The 18,889-nt window shown below is 45.4% G+C and carries 19 protein-coding genes; 2 read left to right on the plus strand and 17 right to left on the minus strand.

Translation table 11 applies throughout. The features are described from left to right. Positions 1-27: 27 nt before the first annotated feature. The 4 genes from LP667_RS12810 to LP667_RS12825 form a co-directional block, all read right to left on the minus strand. Positions 28-564, minus strand: a complete 537-nt coding sequence (locus LP667_RS12810) for a MarR family winged helix-turn-helix transcriptional regulator (protein ID WP_021731037.1) — start codon at positions 562-564, stop codon at positions 28-30. A gap of 254 nt (positions 565-818) precedes the next feature. Then, positions 819-1,760: a LacI family DNA-binding transcriptional regulator gene (locus LP667_RS12815; protein WP_021731038.1), complete on the minus strand. Its 942-nt coding sequence runs from the start codon at positions 1,758-1,760 to the stop codon at positions 819-821. Between the two features lie 5 nt (positions 1,761-1,765). Then, a complete protein-coding gene (locus tag LP667_RS12820) occupies positions 1,766-2,575 on the minus strand; it encodes a Cof-type HAD-IIB family hydrolase (RefSeq protein WP_021731039.1) in 810 nt (269 codons plus the stop codon). Between the two features lie 128 nt (positions 2,576-2,703). Continuing rightward, positions 2,704-3,357 (minus strand): nitroreductase family protein, encoded by a 654-nt coding sequence (locus LP667_RS12825; RefSeq protein ID WP_021731040.1) that lies wholly within the window; start codon positions 3,355-3,357, stop codon positions 2,704-2,706. Between the two features lie 512 nt (positions 3,358-3,869). On the opposite strand from LP667_RS12825, the gene nagE reads away from it, so the two are divergent. Beyond that, positions 3,870-5,852 carry an N-acetylglucosamine-specific PTS transporter subunit IIBC gene (nagE, locus tag LP667_RS12830; RefSeq protein WP_021731041.1) on the plus strand — a complete coding sequence of 661 codons (1,983 nt, stop codon included), beginning with the start codon at positions 3,870-3,872 and terminating at the stop codon, positions 5,850-5,852. 1,139 nt (positions 5,853-6,991) lie between these two features. Here the strand turns inward: nagE and LP667_RS12840 are convergent. From LP667_RS12840 to LP667_RS12885, 10 genes are all read right to left on the minus strand, one after another. Further along, positions 6,992-7,765, minus strand: coding sequence for an ABC transporter ATP-binding protein (locus LP667_RS12840; RefSeq protein ID WP_033609368.1), 774 nt, complete (start codon positions 7,763-7,765; stop codon positions 6,992-6,994). After that, entirely contained in the window at positions 7,662-8,663 is a 1,002-nt protein-coding gene (locus tag LP667_RS12845; RefSeq protein ID WP_021731043.1) for an ABC transporter permease, read from the minus strand. Before LP667_RS12845 ends, LP667_RS12840 begins: the two co-directional genes overlap by 104 nt. A gap of 17 nt (positions 8,664-8,680) precedes the next feature. Next, the gene (locus LP667_RS12850) at positions 8,681-9,646 is read right to left on the minus strand and encodes an ABC transporter substrate-binding protein (RefSeq protein ID WP_021731044.1); all 966 of its coding nucleotides are present in this window, start codon (positions 9,644-9,646) and stop codon (positions 8,681-8,683) included. Positions 9,647-10,086: 440 nt separating this feature from the next. After that, positions 10,087-10,248 carry a hypothetical protein gene (locus LP667_RS12855; RefSeq protein WP_021731045.1) on the minus strand — a complete coding sequence of 54 codons (162 nt, stop codon included), beginning with the start codon at positions 10,246-10,248 and terminating at the stop codon, positions 10,087-10,089. A gap of 165 nt (positions 10,249-10,413) precedes the next feature. After that, positions 10,414-11,049 (minus strand): CBS domain-containing protein, encoded by a 636-nt coding sequence (locus LP667_RS12860; protein ID WP_021731046.1) that lies wholly within the window; start codon positions 11,047-11,049, stop codon positions 10,414-10,416. 2 nt (positions 11,050-11,051) lie between these two features. After that, on the minus strand, positions 11,052-11,756 hold the full coding sequence (locus LP667_RS12865) for an ABC transporter ATP-binding protein (RefSeq protein ID WP_021731047.1): 705 nt from the start codon (positions 11,754-11,756) through the stop codon (positions 11,052-11,054). Further along, entirely contained in the window at positions 11,757-12,536 is a 780-nt protein-coding gene (locus tag LP667_RS12870) for an ABC transporter ATP-binding protein (RefSeq protein ID WP_021731048.1), read from the minus strand. Continuing rightward, the gene (locus tag LP667_RS12875; protein WP_033609369.1) at positions 12,529-13,491 is read right to left on the minus strand and encodes a branched-chain amino acid ABC transporter permease; all 963 of its coding nucleotides are present in this window, start codon (positions 13,489-13,491) and stop codon (positions 12,529-12,531) included. Before LP667_RS12875 ends, LP667_RS12870 begins: the two co-directional genes overlap by 8 nt. 15 nt (positions 13,492-13,506) lie before the next feature. Next, complete coding sequence (locus LP667_RS12880) at positions 13,507-14,385, minus strand: branched-chain amino acid ABC transporter permease (protein WP_021731050.1); 879 nt, start codon at positions 14,383-14,385, stop codon at positions 13,507-13,509. Positions 14,386-14,415: 30 nt separating this feature from the next. After that, entirely contained in the window at positions 14,416-15,609 is a 1,194-nt protein-coding gene (locus LP667_RS12885; RefSeq protein ID WP_021731051.1) for an ABC transporter substrate-binding protein, read from the minus strand. Positions 15,610-16,143: 534 nt separating this feature from the next. Between LP667_RS12885 and LP667_RS12890 the strand changes: the two genes are divergently transcribed. Further along, positions 16,144-16,818: a histidine phosphatase family protein gene (locus tag LP667_RS12890; protein ID WP_021730058.1), complete on the plus strand. Its 675-nt coding sequence runs from the start codon at positions 16,144-16,146 to the stop codon at positions 16,816-16,818. 165 nt (positions 16,819-16,983) lie between these two features. Here LP667_RS12890 and LP667_RS12895 read toward each other — a convergent pair whose 3' ends face one another. The 3 genes from LP667_RS12895 to LP667_RS12905 all read right to left on the minus strand — a co-directional run bounded on the left by LP667_RS12895 (position 16,984) and on the right by LP667_RS12905 (position 18,804). After that, on the minus strand, positions 16,984-17,202 hold the full coding sequence (locus LP667_RS12895; RefSeq protein WP_003642248.1) for a P8 family protein: 219 nt from the start codon (positions 17,200-17,202) through the stop codon (positions 16,984-16,986). Positions 17,203-17,296: 94 nt separating this feature from the next. Then, positions 17,297-18,091 carry a matrixin family metalloprotease gene (locus LP667_RS12900; protein WP_021730057.1) on the minus strand — a complete coding sequence of 265 codons (795 nt, stop codon included), beginning with the start codon at positions 18,089-18,091 and terminating at the stop codon, positions 17,297-17,299. Between the two features lie 227 nt (positions 18,092-18,318). After that, the gene (locus LP667_RS12905; protein ID WP_021730056.1) at positions 18,319-18,804 is read right to left on the minus strand and encodes a GtrA family protein; all 486 of its coding nucleotides are present in this window, start codon (positions 18,802-18,804) and stop codon (positions 18,319-18,321) included. Between the last annotated feature and the right edge of the window lie 85 nt (positions 18,805-18,889).

Genomic DNA, 18,889 nt, shown 5'->3' on the forward strand with positions numbered 1-18,889 from the left:
TGTTCTTATGCCTCGTGTTTCTAAAATTTAATTAAACCAATGATGCCCATGACCCCAACCGGGACGTGGGCCAAAACCGTGTTGTTGACCAAATTGCATTAAATCTTGAATATCGATGTCATCCGCATTGGCCCGCAACTTATCTAATAAGTGTTGTAACTGATCGCGCTCATCATCCGTCAGATTGCCAAATAACTGATCCGCCAGATCACTCGTTCCTTGCGCGCGATGGTCCGCCATCTCACGACCACGATCACTTAACCGGACGATCACCACCCGTTTGTCATGCGCACTGGGTTCGCGTTCAATCAAACCGCCGTCTTCTAACCGATTCAACGTGGCACTAACTGAACTTGGTCGAATATCCAAGATCTCAGCAATCTCAGCATTGGTTAAACCAGCGGGTGCATCCGCCAATACCCGTAAAATGCCCATTTGACCACGCCCGCCACGCTCAGAACCACGGTCACCAAAATGAAATTGTTGCGCAACCGCCATGACGAAAGCCCGATTCTGAAATAACTTTCCAAAACTACTAAATAAATCACGATTATTAACTGTCATGAATTTTTGTCCTCCTTGATTTGAATGATGCTTATGTTAGCACGATAGTTAGATTAATACAACAAAAACTAACTAAATTAGTAAATATATTTTTCATTGCGTCAACCAGCCGCGATCTAACGGCAATTATCATCACCAACTTTGATTTTAAATTAATGATCAATGTTGACGATCGCGCAATAACTTAAAAATCCGGTCTTTCTGACAAACAGTTCTCAGAAAGACCGGACTTACGATGATTCAACCTTGGGTCCTTAATGATTAATAATGAGCTCAGCTGGTAGCGCAATACTTTGTGGCTGCTCACTGATTGCTAAATCCAGTGCCCGGGCCCCCACGGTCTCAAAGTGATGGTCAATGGTTGGTATGCCTAATACTTCACCAGATAATTGGTTCTCCTGGCCAATCAAAAACGGTACGGGCTGGTGCGCCGCCAAATACGCACGGCGCATTCCTACTGCAATATCATCACCATTTGTCAGTACCGCAGTCACCGGTTCAGTAAGTTGAGCAAAATAAGTGCCAGCACGGGCCCCATCTTCCGCCGTAATAATCCCGGTATACAATAATTCAGTTGGTAGCGCCCGCTGATACACTTGTTCATAAGCACTCACCATCGCCTTAGTTGTAGCGCTAGCCTCAAGTGGTCGACTCGTTAAAATCGCGACTCGTTGGTGCCGTCGATGTTTGAGATATGTGAACGCCTCAACGTATGTCGCAGTGCGCTCAGCATAAGCGGCCGGTAAAGAATAGTCGTGTGGATTCTCACACAGCACAATCCGCCCATACCGTTGATAAGTTGCCAGCCTCTGTAGCGGTAATCCGTGTGACGTAAAAATCAACGCATCATAAGCATGCTGCCGAAGCGCCTCCAAGTATTTCAATTCTAATTGTGGCTCCCACTTGGATGGCAACAACACAATATGATAATTAGCAGCAAACGCAGCGCGCATGATGCCATGTAACAGTTGGGTAAAGTACGGGTGATCCACGTGTGGTAATACGACTCCAATCGTTAGCGTTGCCCCTCGGCTTAGATTACGAGCGACTGCGTTTGGCACATAATCCAATTTATCAATCACCGCCTCAATATCGGCACGGGTCTTGGCCGAAACATAATTTTTTTGATTCAGCACGCGTGAAACCGTTGAGACCGAGTAGCCAGATAAGCGGGCAATATCATGAATATTCGTCATCCACGTTACCTCCCAATCAAATGTTCCAAGGCATAAGCCACGCCATCTTCATCATTACACTTAGTGACATGTTGACCATATTGCTGAATGGTTGGATCAGCATTCCCCATCACAATCGGCAGGCCGACCGCCTTCAGCATTGGTAAGTCATTTTCACCATCACCAAAGGCCGCAAGTTCACCAGTGGTTAGATGAAATCGTTCCTTGATAAATGCAATGCCACGGGATTTTTGTGCCTGAGCACTAGTTACTTCTAAATACGTCTGTCCAGACAACTTAACACTAGCGCTGCTACCGACCATTTGTTTAAGAGCCGTCGCAAGCGTCGCCATCACCTGATTGTCTAAAGTCATAATCATAATTTTAAAAATAGCAGCTGGATGTTGACTAAATTGAGCGGCATAACTCGCAATCGGTGTTGCTATTTGTCTCGTCAGTTGCTCTTCAGCACGCGTTCCCGCATCAACTTTTTCCGTCAGCCACTCCGACTGAGTGTAACAGCTCAAGCTGACTGTTGGTGCGGTGGCCTTAATAAAGTCGAGCACCTGCAGTGCCAAGGCTTGCTCTAACGGCGCTGCTTGTAATGCCTGGACTTGATTCTGACGGTATTCAAAAATCAAGCCCCCATTAAAGCCGATCTGGGGCCCAGTTAACCCTAGTGCCTGAATCGCACCACGCATTTCAATAGGTGCACGCGCCGACACCAACGTCATTGGCAAGCCACTTTTTCGCACCGCTTGAACAGTTTGCGGACTCACAGTCCCTTGGGAATTCAACAATGTCCCGTCTAAATCTGAAAATAAATAATTAATCATACCAATATACTCCCGTCAGTTATGTGATTAGTCGTGCCTTTAGTATACATGCTCAAACGCGTTCGAGAACAAGCCTAGTAACTAAAAAAACTCGCGAACAATCTCGCGAGTCAAAAAGGTTAGCTGATTTAAATAAACGCCGTCACTTGTGTGCCAGCATACCGAGTCGTGGTAATCGGTTCACTGGCTGCTTTGCCAAGTGCAATTGCCATAACAGGAACGTACCGACTGCTGTCAAGACCAAACGTCGTGGCGACCTTATCCGCTGCATAACCAGCGATTGGATTCGCATCATAGCCATGGGCCCGGGCAATTAATAACAACTGCATTGCGGCCATACTACTATCGATCATCGCATCGGCTTGTAAAAATTCTGGACTGGCATTTTCATACATTGGCAAGAAGGTGTTAAAGATCTGATCCCGCTTCTCCGGGGTGATGCGCCCTTCTTCACAAGCTTTATTCCAAACATCCCGATAAACTAAATGTGATTGGGTATCGCCCAGTACAAAAATCATCGCGGAACAAGACTCAATTTGTGGATAATTGAATGGCATCAAAACTGACTTAGCTTTAGCCTTACCATCCGCACTATCGGCAACCACAAAATGCCAGGATTGCAAGTTACATGCTGATGGCGCACTGATTGTCTCATCGATGATTGCCTGAAGTTCTTCTCGATCAATCTTAACCGTTGGATCAAACTGGCGTACTGATTGCCGGTTGAATACCACGTCTTTAAAATCATTATTTTTAATGTTAGTTGTCATTGTTGTTGGCATATAAACCACTCCTCGTCTATTTTACTGACTTCATTATAACTGATTTTGTGTTTAATTTCACAACTTTTTGAAAGCGCCACCATTAATCTGTTTGTGGTACCAGCGTTCATGACCGACCAATGCACATTGGGGTTAGTTAGCCAGTCATGAGCTCTGGTTAACGCGTCCCGATTAGGTGGCTTCCTGTTCGTCAGCACTTGCTCGTCTTATTCCGACCTCCGGGGCTGGATGATTTAGCCCATGATTGATACTAACAAAAACAACGCGCATAACGCATGACCAATATTTATTTTCAATTATCTTAATGCTCCACCATTGGTTAGACCGTTTCCATTTTCCTGACCTAACCATAATCCCCGTATCTCATTATCTTTTAGACCACCTCAATCCAGTTTTGTCGATCATTATCAACCAACGGACTATACCAATATAAAACGATTGAAAAAGCGCTTACACACCAGTACAATAATGATTGCGCTTATTTCACACTATCATTTAGGAGGATTTTATACATGAAGAACTACTTACAACGTATGGGACGTTCACTGCAACTTCCTGTCGCCGTCCTGCCTGCAGCTGCGTTGCTTGTCGGGATTGGAAACTGGTGGGCTTCTGCCAGTAACGATATCGTCGCGCACTTTTTGCAAGCGGGGGGTAACGCCGTTCTCGGCCAATTACCACTACTATTTGCGGTCGGCCTGGCCTTTGGCATGTCCAAGGATAAAGATGGTGCCACCGCTTTGGCTGGTTTAGTGGCCTTTGAACTACCGACCAACGTTTTAAAGCCAGAATCAGTTGCCACCTTATTGAATATCAAGGTAGCCACCGTCAACCCGGCGTTTGGCCAAATTGGTAACGTCTTCATCGGGATTATTTCTGGTCTGATTGCCGCCGCCCTCTATAATCGCTTCCACGAGACTAAGCTACCAATGGCGCTGTCATTCTTTAGTGGCAAACGGCTCGTTCCCATCCTAGCTGCCCTGACCATGTTACTCGTCAGTGTGGCGCTACTCATCGTTTGGCCACCAGTTTACGATGCACTCGTCGCGTTCGGGAAATTCATCGTTGGCTTGGGTGCTGTCGGAGCTGGTCTGTATGGTTTCTTCAACCGCCTATTGATTCCAACTGGCCTGCATCAAGCCTTGAATTCCGTGTTCTGGTTCGACGTGGCTGGCATTAATGATATTGGTAAGTTCTTGGCTCATAAAGGAATCAAGGGTGTGACCGGGATGTATCAAGCGGGCTTTTTCCCAGTAATGATGTTCGGACTTCCAGCTGGGGCCTACGCGATTTACCGCAATGCCCTACCAGAACGCAAGGTCGAAACGGCGTCTCTGATGATGGCCGGTGCGTTCGCGTCCTTCTTTACCGGTGTGACCGAACCATTAGAATTCTCCTTCATGTTCGTCGCTTGGCCACTTTACGTTCTTCATGCGATCTTCACTGGTTTATCGCTAGCCTTTTCAGCCTTCATGCACTGGACTGCTGGCTTCGCCTTTTCTGCCGGCCTAGTCGATTACATCTTAAGCCTGAAGAATCCAATTGCCAACCAACCATTAATGCTGATTATTCAAGGCCTGGTACTTGCAGCCATTTACTACTTTGGCTTTGATTTCGCCATCAAGAAGTTCCACTTAATGACACCGGGCCGCGAACCAGTGACAGCCGATGACGTCGATGATTTGGCACTAGCCACTGATGACAACGACGACAAATATACCCGCCAAGCTAAGCAAATCTATGCTGCCTTGGGTGGTGCCGACAACTTAACGGTCATTGATAACTGTACAACGCGTTTGCGGCTTCAACTCGCTGATACCGGAACGATTAACGAAGGTGCCATTAAACGTAGTGGCGCTGCCGGTATCAACAAATTAGACGAACATAACTTACAAATTATCATTGGCACTGAAGTTCAATTTGTCGCGGACGCTTTGAGCAAGTTAAAGGCTACGAACGCACCCATTAGTACAATCACGGCAACATCAGAAGCTCCGGCAACGACATCAATCAAGTCGGATATTACTAGTGGTGTGACCACCGACTTTTACAGCGTCGCTAACGGTCAGTACGTAGATATTGAAAACGTCGCCGACGACACCTTTGCTAAGAAGATGCTGGGCGATGGCTTCGCAATTGATCCCGCAGACGGGACGATTACGGCGCCGGTTGACGGAACGGTCAGCACCGTCTTTCCTACCAAGCATGCGATCGGTTTTAAAACCGATTCAGGGTTAGAAATTCTGCTGCATATGGGGATTGATACTGTTGAGTTGAACGGTGCTCCCTTTGAAGTACTAGTCCAAACCGATCAACCCGTTCACCATGGCGAAGTGGTTGCCAAAGCTGACCTGGCAGCGATTAAGGCTGCTGGTAAGGCCACAACCATGATGGTTATCATCACTGACATGGATGCTATCAATTTGATGAAATTCAAGATGTTGACCAACCAAGTCAAAGTCAGTGATGAGATTATGCTGGTCACAACAAAATAACGTTTTATACTAACAGCCCCCTGCGTATTTTACACGCGGGAGGCTGTTTTAGATGGATCTGTCTAATTTTATTAACGCGACTACTTTATCATTTAACAGCTTTTGCTGACAATTATTAATGGCTAGACCAACTCATTTTTTAATAATTATACGCTATGTGAATATTATCAACACACAACCAATGTACTATTGCTAATGGCATTCCTACAACAATTATGCATTGTGCTAGTTAATTTGTCATGAATCATGATTAAAACGTGCCAGTTAGTTGGATTACTATTCGTCAGTATATGCGCGTCCTAGGCCGACCTCCGGGGCTGGGTGTCAATTGCTGGAACGTAGCCGACGTCGATTTGAGCTAACGCCCAACCCGCGTCATCTCAAATACGAGTCTTATTCTAAGCCGGAAGCAAACCACTTCCATCTAAGAATAATTTGGCTACTGAGCATTGTCACCCAGCCCCTCCAGTCTAAAAGCCTGTGCGGGGCCACGGGTTGAAACCGAGCACGTTTCGGTAGGCCAATCGAATAGATGATTGCAGCTATTGTCAATCCAAATAATTGCATTTTAAGCTGATGTGCTATGAAACAACGACTAATTTAACTAAAGTTGATCCTATCAATAACTGCCATTCAAATACAATTCCGGATGGAAGGTATTTCTGACAATGCTCAGTGGTGAAATTCCACTTAGCAAGCGTTCTTTGCTTGGTTAGTGGAAGACCAGTATTTGAGACGTGGGCTTCGGCTCAAATCTGTGTCCACCACGTTCCAGCAATTGGCAGGAGTGCCTGGAAGCCGGTGTAGAACGCACTAATTAAATAATTTTCTTCCAAATTGCCCGCTTTTCAGTGGGACTCAGCTGATAGCTTTTAAACTTAGAAATAGCCATTTTTAATCATGATTCATACTAAATAATAACAAGCATATTGCATACAATAATCATCATCTACAGCGCCCATCATAGACTGGTCCAGAAAGTAACGACATATATTTCAGCGACTTAAGCTTCATTATATTGTCATCGGTGATTTCGTCGGCTTAGGACTTATCATTTATCTGGTAGCGAAATTCATCAAATAGGTCCTATTGTTAACCTGGCCATTAACTACTGCCAAAAAATACTTGCAACGACAACCTCACACTTCAGCCGCAAACATCGTCACCAAGTCATCCGTCCGCAACGCCTGCTTCTCAGCACCACGCACGTCCAACTTGATTTGCCCATCCTGTACCATCACCAGCCGGTCGCCGTATGTCAACGCATCGCTCATCTTGTGCGTAATCATCATCGTTGTCAGGTGATTAGCCGTCACGATTTGTTGGGTCAGCGCCATCACTTCCGAACTCGTCTTCGGGTCAAGCGCCGCCGTATGCTCATCCAGCAACAACAGCTCTGGTTGACTCAGTGTGGCCATCAGCAAAGATAAAGCTTGCCGTTGCCCCCCGGATAAATACTTCACTTGTGTATTCAGTCGTGCCTCTAATCCCATATTAAGACTAGCCAGCAACTTTAAGTATCGTTCTTCCTGTCCACGTTGGCGGTAACGGCGCAGACTCAAGCTCCCCGTATGGCGTTGGGCTAACGTAAGATTCTGAGCCACACTTAATTCGCCAGCAGTACCCAACTTAGGATCTTGGAAAACCCGAGCCACCCACCGTGACCGATACGCGACGGGACGATTGGTCACCCGATGATCAGCAAGTGTGATTTCGCCAGCATCAGAGTTCAGTGTTCCCGCAATCGTATTGAGCAAGGTCGACTTACCGGCGCCATTGTTCCCAATGACTGCTACAAATTCGCCAGGCTCAATCGTTAGATTCACGTCCTTTAAGACGTGCCGCTCGTTGCTGGTTCCGGGAAAGAAGACTTTTTGTAAGTGTTGGACGTTCAGAATAGTTGGTTGTGGCATGTTGATCGACTCCAATCTCTTTAAGGTACCGGCGTAACTGCCGTTTTGTCCGGTATTTATTTTGTAATAGTGGCAAGCAGATGACGATGACAAGAATCGCCGCTGATAAAATCTTTAAGTCATTGACGGGGAAACCTAAACCCATTGCTAAAGTCAATAAGTAACGATAGATAATGGCGCCCACGACCATGCCGGTCAAACGGACCCAGATTTGACGACCATGTAAGAAGATTTCACCAACTAGCACCGAAGCCAGCCCGATGACAATCGTCCCAATGCCCATCCCAATATCCGCGTAGCCGTTACTCTGTGCAATCAGACCACCCGATAAAGCAATCAAACCGTTAGATAACATATAGCCAATAATGACCATCCGATCGGTATAGATTCCATTCGCAGCACTCATCGCAGGATTATTACCCGTTGCCATCAAGGACAGTCCCAAACGCGTTTGGAACAACCAGATCAACCCGACCAGGACAACCAGCGTGACCACCGCACCAATCACGATGGTTTGTAAATTCAAAGACCAGCTCGCTGGTAACCACCCCATCAACGTCTTCTGGTCAAGCAACGGAATATTGGCCTTACCCATAATGTGCATATTGATGGAATATAGTCCCGTCATCGTAAGAATTCCGGCTAACAATGATGGCATTTTAAGTTTAGTGTCTAAAAGACCGGTCACCCATCCTGCCAAACAGCCGGCTACAAATCCGAATAAACTCGCAACGATGGCCGACTGTCCAGCTAACATTGCACTAATCGTCACGGCAGCCCCTAATGGAAAGCTCCCTTCAGTGGTCAGATCAGGGATATTTAATATCCGGAAAGTGAGGAATACCCCGATGACTAGTGGTGCCCATAATAAGCCTTGTCCAATACTCGTGATTAACATATTATTTTGCTCCCTTCTTACGGTTGCTTAATCGAACTTGGTTGTAAGCCGATTGCTTTAGCATTCGCTTTATTGACGTAGAGGTGTAACTTGTCAGCCGTTTGAACCGCCATCGTTTGCGGCTTCTGCTTTTTGATCAACACTTGGTAAGCCATTTTTCCAGTCTGTTCACCTAATTCGTAATAGTTAAGGCCATACGTCGCTGTCCCACCATCTTCAGCCATTTCAATCGACCCCGTTACCACTGGCAACTTGGCAGCCTTGGTCTTCTGACCAATCGTCTTCATCGCACTCGCCATCAAATTATCGGTTGGTAAGTAGAGTCCAGATATTTTACCCGTCAAGCCGGCCAAGACACTGGCAACATCATTAGTACTCGTTGCGCTAACGACCTTTAAGTTGATGCCGTGCTTTTTCGCGTAAGCCTTCGCCAACTTGACTTGCAGCACTGAATTTTCTTCTGACGAATTATACATAATTCCCAACGGTTTATTACCAGTAGTCATATTTTTCAATAACTGTAATTGTTTACCAACCGGCATTAAATCGCTCGTGCCGCTCACATTAGTTTGGGGCTTCGCATCACTTTTGACCAACCCCGCCGCTTTCAAGTCGGTGACAGCCGTAACCAAGGTCGGCACCGTCGTCGTTTTCTTGGCGAGGGCCTGAGCAGCTGGCGTTGCGATACCAACTAACAAATCATTTTTCTGTTGGACGAGTTGTTGGCTCATTGTATTCAAATTACTCTGATCACCCTGTGCATTTAGATAGTGATACTTGACCGTTACTTTACTGTTATGTGCTTTTAATTCTTTTTGTAATCCGGCTTTGAACCCCTTGCGCGCTTGGTCTAGTGACCCATGTTGAACCACCTGTAAGATACCCACCGACACACTTGATTTGCTACTGGTTACCTGTTGCCCACAGCCGGCCAAAAGTAGCCCAGCCCCTAAAATTAATCCGCTTAAAATTGTCTTTTTCATCTTGAGATTCCCCTTAAAAGTTGTGTGTTCCGTCCAACTCTCACCAACGTCTTGACGAAGCGGACCGAAAATAAAAAACACCAGTTAGATTCTGGGAAGAATCTAACTGGTGTTTTATCGGGCCCGATATTTTTCCAGATAGATTGTCCCTGCATCTACCTGGCGTTTAAGTCATGTTGAATAACTTTAGCTCTCGATAGATACAAACGCGTTGCGTGCGCTTGTATCCATCGAACGAATACAAACGCTATCTAAAGAAAAAGCTAAAGGCAAATTGATTATTTAATTGAAGGTTAGTTGTTAATGACATATTAGTCATCCTCCGTTTCAATTTATAGCTTATAGTAAACCATGGCGACACCTAACTTGTCAACTACCAACTAGTAAAAAATTCACTGGCTAACGATGAAACACCCGTCACTGAGCCGATACCCAACCAATTATTTATCTGGTGTATCGGTCAATGTCCAACTCAGGGTGCCTTGATAAGTGTCGGCATAAATACCTGGTTGAGCTGCTAATCCGATGCCTTTCGTCGCTGACCAATCGTCGGTCACCACCGTATCAGTCATCCCAGCCGTTTTTTGTCCTTGCTTGACCAACGTTGCTTGTTACGTTTAATCCCAATCCGGCAATTATTCCAAGCCTCAGAATAATTGCCGGATTTATGTTAATGCTTGTCAGCAGACCACCTTTAGTCCACTTTCAACTATTTCTCTATATTTAAGACCCGTCATACGTTATTCCACATGCGCGTCTAATCACCATCAATCACTGACTGGTTGCACTTCAAAGCCGGCACGTGATAAGACTTGATTAACTGCTACGGCTTGCTCACTGTTAACATGCAACTCAATGACTTTAGTTGCTTGGTGATTCACTACCATTAATGTCTGAATACTCAAATCATGCTCCGCTAAGACCTTACCGATTTCAAAAATAACGCCAACATGATCATGGTGAACGACGACCCGCGTCACTATACCTGGTTCACCGTAACCAGCAATATTCAAGAAGGCATCCAAGATATCATTGTTTGTAATAATGCCCACAACTTGATCAGCCGTCATCACCGGTAAGACACCGATCTTATGTCGACGCATCGTGGCAATCGCCACTTCCAATTGTGCATCCGCTGCTACCGTTTGAACCGCAGTCTCCATGATTTGATCCACGGTCGTCTTGTTGAGTAAATAGTTTAACTCGTAAACTGACAAACTGGTCGCTTGTGATGGCATGGCCCGCTGAATAATACCATGCGTAATAATACCAACCATTCGATGTCCTGCCATGACCGGTAATCGGTGAATCGCATTCTTCTTCATTAATTCGACCGCCACACTAATCGTCGTTTTCGGACTAACAACTACCAGTCGTGGTGTCATATAATCTGCAACACTCATACTTAACCCCCTAAGTAAGCTTTTTGAACTTCTGAATTAGCCAACAATTCTGAACCACGACCACTAAGCTTGACCTGTCCACTAGCCAAGACATAACCACGGTCCGCAATTTTGAGTGCTTGATTGGCATTTTGTTCAATCAATAAGACCGTCGTTCCGGCCTGGTTGATTGCCTTGATAATCTCAAAAATTTCATTAATAAAGATTGGTGCTAAACCCATCGATGGTTCATCTAATAACATTAGTTTGGGTTGGGCCATCAGTGCCCGCCCCATCGCTAACATTTGCTGTTCACCACCTGATAAAGTCGCCGCATCTTGATGACGACGCTTCTTTAAAATTGGAAAATACTCATAAACCTGCTGGTAAGTCTGAATCAGCTGACTACGTTCCTGCCGTAAAAAAGCCCCCATTTGTAAATTCTCTTGGACTGATAAACCGGGAAAAATGTGCCGTCCTTCGGGAACTTGTGAAATACCAGCGCGAACGATTTTAGGTGCGGCTGCTTTTTGAATCGGACGATCTAAATAGTGAATGGTACCACTAACTGGCCGCATTAATCCCGATATCGTATGTAACAAGGTGGACTTGCCAGCCCCATTAGCGCCAATTAACGTCACAATTTCACCTTGCTGCACGTCAAAACTAACACCTTTGACTGCCTGAATCGCACCATAATTAACAACTAAGTCACGTACTTTGAGCATTTACACCCCTCCTAAGTAGGCTTTGATAACGGCCGGATCATGCTGAATAGCTTGCGGGGTACCAGTCGCCAATAAGGCCCCGTGTTCCAACACATAAAGTCGTTCAACGACGTTCATAACAAGCGACATATCATGTTCAATCAACACAATGGTAATGTGAAATTCCTGCTGAATGCGCCGAATCAAACGGGTCAAAGCCGCCGTTTCTTCGGGATTCATACCAGCAGCTGGCTCATCAAGAAAGAGCAATTTAGGTTTAGTTGCCAGTGCCCGTACGATTTCTAATCGTCGCTGAATACCATAGGGCAAGCTTTTCGCAGGTTGATCAGCCACCGCCGTTAAATCAAACATTGACAACAATTCTTGGGCCGCCTTGGTCATCATTCGTTCAGTTTGATAATATTTAGGTAACCGTAACACGCTAGTCACAAATCCTTCACGGTAATGATTAGTCATCGCAATCCGAACATTATCTAACACGCTCATCTCTTTGAATAGTCGAATATTTTGAAACGTTCGTGAAATACCAACACGGGCGATAGCAGCTGGTCGCTGACCATTTAACGACACCACGCCTTGATCCGTATAAAAACTAATACTCCCCGAACTAACTGGCGTTTCACCAGTCAATAAATTAAAGAGGGTCGTCTTGCCCGCACCATTGGGGCCGATTAGTCCAATCAACTCATCTTGATCAAAGTGAACTGAAACATCGGCAACGGCCGTCAGCCCACCAAAATTCTTTACTAAGCCTTGCGCATCCAATAACCGACTAGTCATGATTAACCGCCTCCTTAGCTGGCCGCCGTTTAAACAGGTTCGCAAACGAAAATTCCCATGTTCCTAACAATCCAGCTGGTTTAAAAATCATAATCAAAATCAGTGCTAATGAATAAATAATCATTCGAATCGTACCGAAATTTTGTAGAATCGTATCAAGTGCGCCTAAGACGATGGCGGCAACAAAGGTACCCGTAATACTGCCGACACCACCAAGCACCACGATAATCAGAATTGCAATGGAGGCCATGATATTGAAGTCACCCGGTGCAATCGTTTGAATATACGCCGCGTGTAACGACCCACCAATGGCAGCAGTTGCTGCCCCAAAGACGAAGGCCGCTAGCTTCCAGCGAGTCGTGTTGATACCCATCGCGCCAGCAGCGAGTTCATCATCGCGAACGGCCATCACGGCTCGACCACCGCGACTATGAATAAAATTAACCGTCACGATTGTCGTGAGACACATTAACACGTACACGGTCGCCCAGGATGCCAAAGCCGGAATGTTGAATAAGCCGGCCGCACCATTTGTAATCTTTAAATTATTAATGAGAATGCGAATAATTTCCGCCGCCCCCATCGTTGCAATGGCTAAGTAGTCACCACGGAGTCGTAATGTTGGGATACCAACAATCACCGCCGCAATTACCGCAATCACCATGCCGACAATCATCGAAATGAAAAAGCCAGCGGGGGTCGCCATCGTTTGCGTCATGATACCAGTCGCATAGGCGCCAATCGCCATAAAGCCGGCGTGACCGAGTGAAAATTGCCCCGCAAAACCAATAACCAGATTGAGTCCAACTGCTAAAATGACATTGATCCCAATCGTCACTAACATATTTTCAATGAACGAATTGATGATCCCCATCAGTTCCAAGCCATCAATAATGACAAAACCAGCGACCATAATGCCTAGCCATGCCAAGTTAGTTTTCAAATTTGCTTTCATCATCAGCCACCTCCCTCAGACTTTTTCCTTAGTTCGTTTGCCAAAAATACCAGCCGGTAATACTAGTAAGATCACAATCAAAACGAAATAGACTACTGCATCCTTATACGCTGATAGGCCAATTGCTTGCACCCCGGTCTCCAAAACACCAATAATAAAACCGCCCAGTGAGGCCCCTGGTACTGAACCGATCCCACCAATAACGGCAGCCACAAAGGCTTTAATACCAGGTGTCATACCCATCAACGGATCAATCGAGTTATAGTACAATCCAATCAAGACCCCCGCGGCCCCTGCCATTGCGGAGCCTAGTGCGAACGTAAACGAAATCGTCTGGTTAAGGCTGATTCCCACTAGCTGTGCCGCTTCGGGATCAACGGAGACTGCCCGCATCGCTTTACCCATCTTGGTATGTTTGATGATCAATTCCAATAAAACCATTAGTAAGCAGGCCGTACCGAGAATCAATAATTGGACATTCGACACCCGTAGCCCCGCCCAGCGGTAGGTCACCACTTTAATCGCTTGCGGGAATGAACGGGCACTCGCACCCACAAAGTATGACATGCCGTTTTCAAGTAAGAATGAGACACCGATTGCCGTAATCAGGGCCGTAATACGCGGTGAATGTCGCAACGGTCGGTACGCAAAGTATTCAATAATCACACCACTAATCGCACAAATCACCATGGCTGAGAGGAGCGCTGCAATAAAATTAAAGTGTAGTGTTTTCAGGCTGTAATAGCCCCAAAAGGCGCCCAACATATAAATATCACCATGCGCGAAGTTAATTAATTTGATAATACCGTAAACCATCGTGTAGCCCAGCGCCAATAGCGCATAGATACTGCCCAGTGATAGTCCGTTAATCAGTTGTTGTCCAAATGTCTGCATATGTGTTCCCCCACGCTTTAACGAGTTAGATTACTTGACGTTATATACCTTGCTAACAGCACCGTTGGTCAATTGTTCAATCGAAATCGTCTTTTCAGGATTATGTTGTTTGTTAATTGTTGTCGTCCCAGTGACACCCTTGAAGTTCTTAAGCTTAGCCAAGCCATCGGCAATTTTAACGGAATTAGCCGAACCTTCTTTTTCAATCGCCGCTTTGATCATATAAACTGAATCATAAGCCAATGCTGAGAAGGTTGGCGCCGTGCTACCATATTTTGCTTTATAAGCACTCATAAAGTTTGAAGCAAGCTTGTTGGTTGCCGAAGCCTTAGTAGAAAATGGCGTCGTGTAATAAACGTTAGTGGCATTGGACTTGCCAGCAATTTGGGCCAGCTTAGCATCCGCCATGCCGTCACTACCAACGATTGGGACTTTAATGCCTGCTTGGCGAGCCTGCTTAACAATCAAACCGATTTCTGAATAATAACCTGGCGCATAAATCGCATCAATTTTTTTATGCTTCAAAGAGGTCAGGATGGCATTAAAGTCCTTATCGCCCTCTTGGAAAGTTTGGCTGCTAACGACTTTGCCACTGTACTGCTTCTTGAATGCTTTAGTTAGCCCCGTGCCGTAATCGCTTGAGTTGTCAGTCAAGATAGCGACGCGTTTGGCTTTCAAATTCTTAGTCACAAAGGTTGCAGCCGTTGAACCTTGGAAATTATTCTGATAACAAGCTCGGAATATGTACTTTTGGACTTTACCGCTCTTTTGCAACGTATAGTCCGGATCAGTTGCTGATGGGCTAACTGATGGCACCGCCGCCTTAGTCATATTAGGAATCGCAGCTGTTCCGGCACTGGTGGTTGCTGGCCCAACTACCGCTACGACCTTATCGTTATTAACCAACTGAGCCGCAACCGAGGCCGCCGTCGTGTTGGACGTCTTGTTGTCCCGGATGACCAGCTTAATCTTTTTCTTGGTCCCCCCAACCTTGATACCACCACTCTTATTGATTTTATTAACCGCCAATTGAATTCCTTGCTTTTGCTGTTCTCCATAACCAGCCGCAGAGCCCGATAATTCCATGTTGACCCCAATTTTGATCGTCTTACCAGGGTTATTCCCCTGGCTTGAACTAGATTTTGCGGTTGCACACCCCGCGAGTGTCAACGCCATCGCTCCAACTGCTGCAATCTTCATTGTTTGTTGTTCCCATTTTTTCATTTGTCATTCCCACTTTCAATTTTTTGATGATTCATTGTTACCGACCCCGATCCCCCTTAAGTCACAAAAAGGCCTCATCCACCGTAGTGAATGAGGCCTTTACCCGGAACTGAGCCTCATTACCACAATGGGAAAGAAGGGCTCAGTTCACTTGAATTTTGAGTTATACTCAAGGTCAAGCGACCGGGTCCTTCTTCGTTAATAATAAGGCTAAGTTTTGAACAGCAAGGGTTGTCAACAAATTGGTTAGGTTAGATTGAATTTTCATCATGGACGCGCCTCGCTTTCAAAAGTTTTTGTAATGTTGATGTTTCTTAGATTAATTAATTTTCAATGATAAGTCAAGTTATTTTTTAATTATTTTTATATTAATCAAAAATAATTAACCGCTATTCTTGTTCACAAGTCTTAATTCATGGCAGCTTACCCACCTAAAATTAAACTAATTAACTAGCTTAAATAAGGGCTTGAGAACCAGCTAACTATTTATGTTACTTTACAATTAACAGCTAGTATCCCCTAGGAGGTTCAACAATGAAATCAATCACACTATCTTTGATTCGTCACGGCGAGACTTACTTTAATATTTTTCATGAATTTCAAGGGTGGTCGGATACCCCGCTGACCCCGACAGGCGTAACGCAAATCCATCAATTGGCGCACCAATTACGTTCTTTACCGATTACCGCGGTCTACGCAAGCGACGTCACTCGTGCCCGCCAAACAGCCACCATCCTCTGTCATGACGCAACGTGGCCCATCACTACCATCCATTTTCGCTCGGCTCTACGTGAACATTTCTACGGCCGCTTTGAAGGTCAAAAAATGACTACTGTCTGGGAACCAATTGCTCAGGCCCACGGTTGCCAAACCTACGAAGACTTAGTCACTCAATACGGTGTCGATCAGACCCAAGACTGGTTAAGCGCTGCTGATCCCAGTCATTTAACAGAAACTAGCCAAGCGTTTTGGGCACGCTTTTTACCTGGCTTAGCGGCTATCATGGCTGAGCAACCCGACCAGGCCCACGTCTTACTAATCTCTCACAGTTCCATCATTCGCAGTCTGGTTGCCCGGTACGCTCCGTCACAACTCGATCCAATCACACCTGAAAATGGCAAACTAACGCAACTGACACTGAATCAAACCGTGGCGGGCAAACTCAGCATCCAGATTAAAACTTATAATCAGACTAGGCTGAATAACTGACCCTGGATTGTTCTGATTCGATTGAGCATATCAAATGCCCAGATCTGACTAAAAATAGTGGTGATCATCGATAACAGATGATCACCACTATTTTAATCGGTGTGTCCGGGTCGTTATCCCGGATGTCTCGGTGCAAAAATTAGGCCATTATGGTCGTTATTTTAGTTAAGCCTTTAGGAGTTTTTCAACTTCGCTCTTGAGCTTAGCTTCATCCATACTCATATAAGGCGCTACTTCGTCAGCCGTCTTGTCAGTATCATGACTATCCGCATCCATGAAATGATTCCAAATAGCATCCCGTACGGGTAACTTGGAATCACTCCAATCAAACACGTCCGTCATCTTTTCGTCTAACATACTGTTCATTTCAACTGCTGCAGCCATACTAAAACAACTTCCTTTCTAATTTTTGATACACCTTAATTATAGGTCATTATTTGAAAAGTGGTTAAATTCTGTTTGTACTACGTCCCGTTTGTTATGCATCCTTCGCGTAAATGGCCCGTAAGGCCGCAACATCCGCTGACGAGAGCGTCCATTTGCCTTGTGAGACCGGGTACATGACCGACTCAGTCGATGAACTGTGATCTAACCCCAAAGCATGACCAAGTTCATGAACCGCCACTGCCTTACTATAGGCCGCCGTGTATGAGCCATTGAGACTGGCCGTTGCATTGTTCCAATACTGAGTTCCACGCCAGCTAACTTGCTTCGTGATGTCAGGACCACCATGCCCGAGCTCAACACTAGTCGAACCGGCGACCATCTTCTTATGGTACAACGAGAAGGTAATTGAATTCTGAGAACCACTCGCTTTGCCCGCTACTAAGTGAACTAAACCCGTTTGATTATAAGCCGTGATTGCCGCTTGAAAGACTTGGCGCCCCGCCTTAGGTAAATCACTGGCAAAGCTGTAATAATACGTCTTCTTTAACGTGGCCTCTTGGACGATTGATTCAATCGGGGTCATCGCACGCGTTGTGGACGTAGTTGAACTGGTCACTTGTGAACTGGCATCCGTGTTCGCAGTAGTACTTGAACTGTGCGATTGCTTAGTCGCACTGGCCCCGCTACTCGTGCTTGACTGACTTGCTTCGTCCGCATCAAGCAGATGACTTGATAAATCACCGGATAGAGCCGCGGCCAGATTTTGGCGGCTCGTTTGATACAATGCAATTGCGCGCGGTGCTAATGTATCATAGTGGCTCCAACCAAAGATTAATAGCCCAATTAAACATAGCACTTTAATCCCACGCATCAGATTTTTTAACATGGCACGCGCTCCTCTTAATTTTTCAAATGGGGACTACGCCACATTTAAGTTTATTAAACCACATGATCCCGTGCTTAGACACTGCTCTTAGTGAATCATTAAGAATATTTAGGATTACCGCAATCTACTTGTAATCTTAATCCGTTTTCACTATCTACGGTCTTGACCAGCTCAATAACTGCGGTTATCAAAAAAGGCCCGAATTAATATTCGTGACCTAATCGACTTTATTTATTTCGGAAAACATACAATTTTGAAAAGAGAAAGTTGCCAATAATTGCGCCGGCTTGACCAAGCACCTTGGCTAATACCGCCGAACTACCAAGCACCGACATCAACAGCCATAAAATAATGGCTTCAACCACGTACGTCACGACTCGGGTCCCATAAAATTTACCCATTTCCCGATACACATGATTAGAATGGTGATCAAATACCTTTAGGCGGTCGACCCAAAAAGCGACTTGCACAGCAATTACCCAGGACACAATATTTGCTACTTGGTACTCAAGCCCAATTAGATGGTACGTCGTATAGAACGTTGCAAAATTGACGGCCACACTAATTAACCCCCACAAAATATAACGGATCGCTTGATTGCGCGTTTCTTTCACGGGTGACACAATTTGCTTATCTAACTCAGCAACCGGTTCTAAAATTTCAGTAGCGGTTTCTTCAGTTTGATCAATATTAACTGAATTCAGTTTACTCATGGTTACCACACCTGACTTTCTTCACTTAAACGTCATTATCATGAAATAATTTATTTTAAGTTGCATCTTTATTACTTTATGAGTA

Origin of the sequence: Lactiplantibacillus paraplantarum (assembly GCF_003641145.1) — a bacterium.
In the GTDB taxonomy this organism is placed as follows: domain Bacteria; phylum Bacillota; class Bacilli; order Lactobacillales; family Lactobacillaceae; genus Lactiplantibacillus; species Lactiplantibacillus paraplantarum.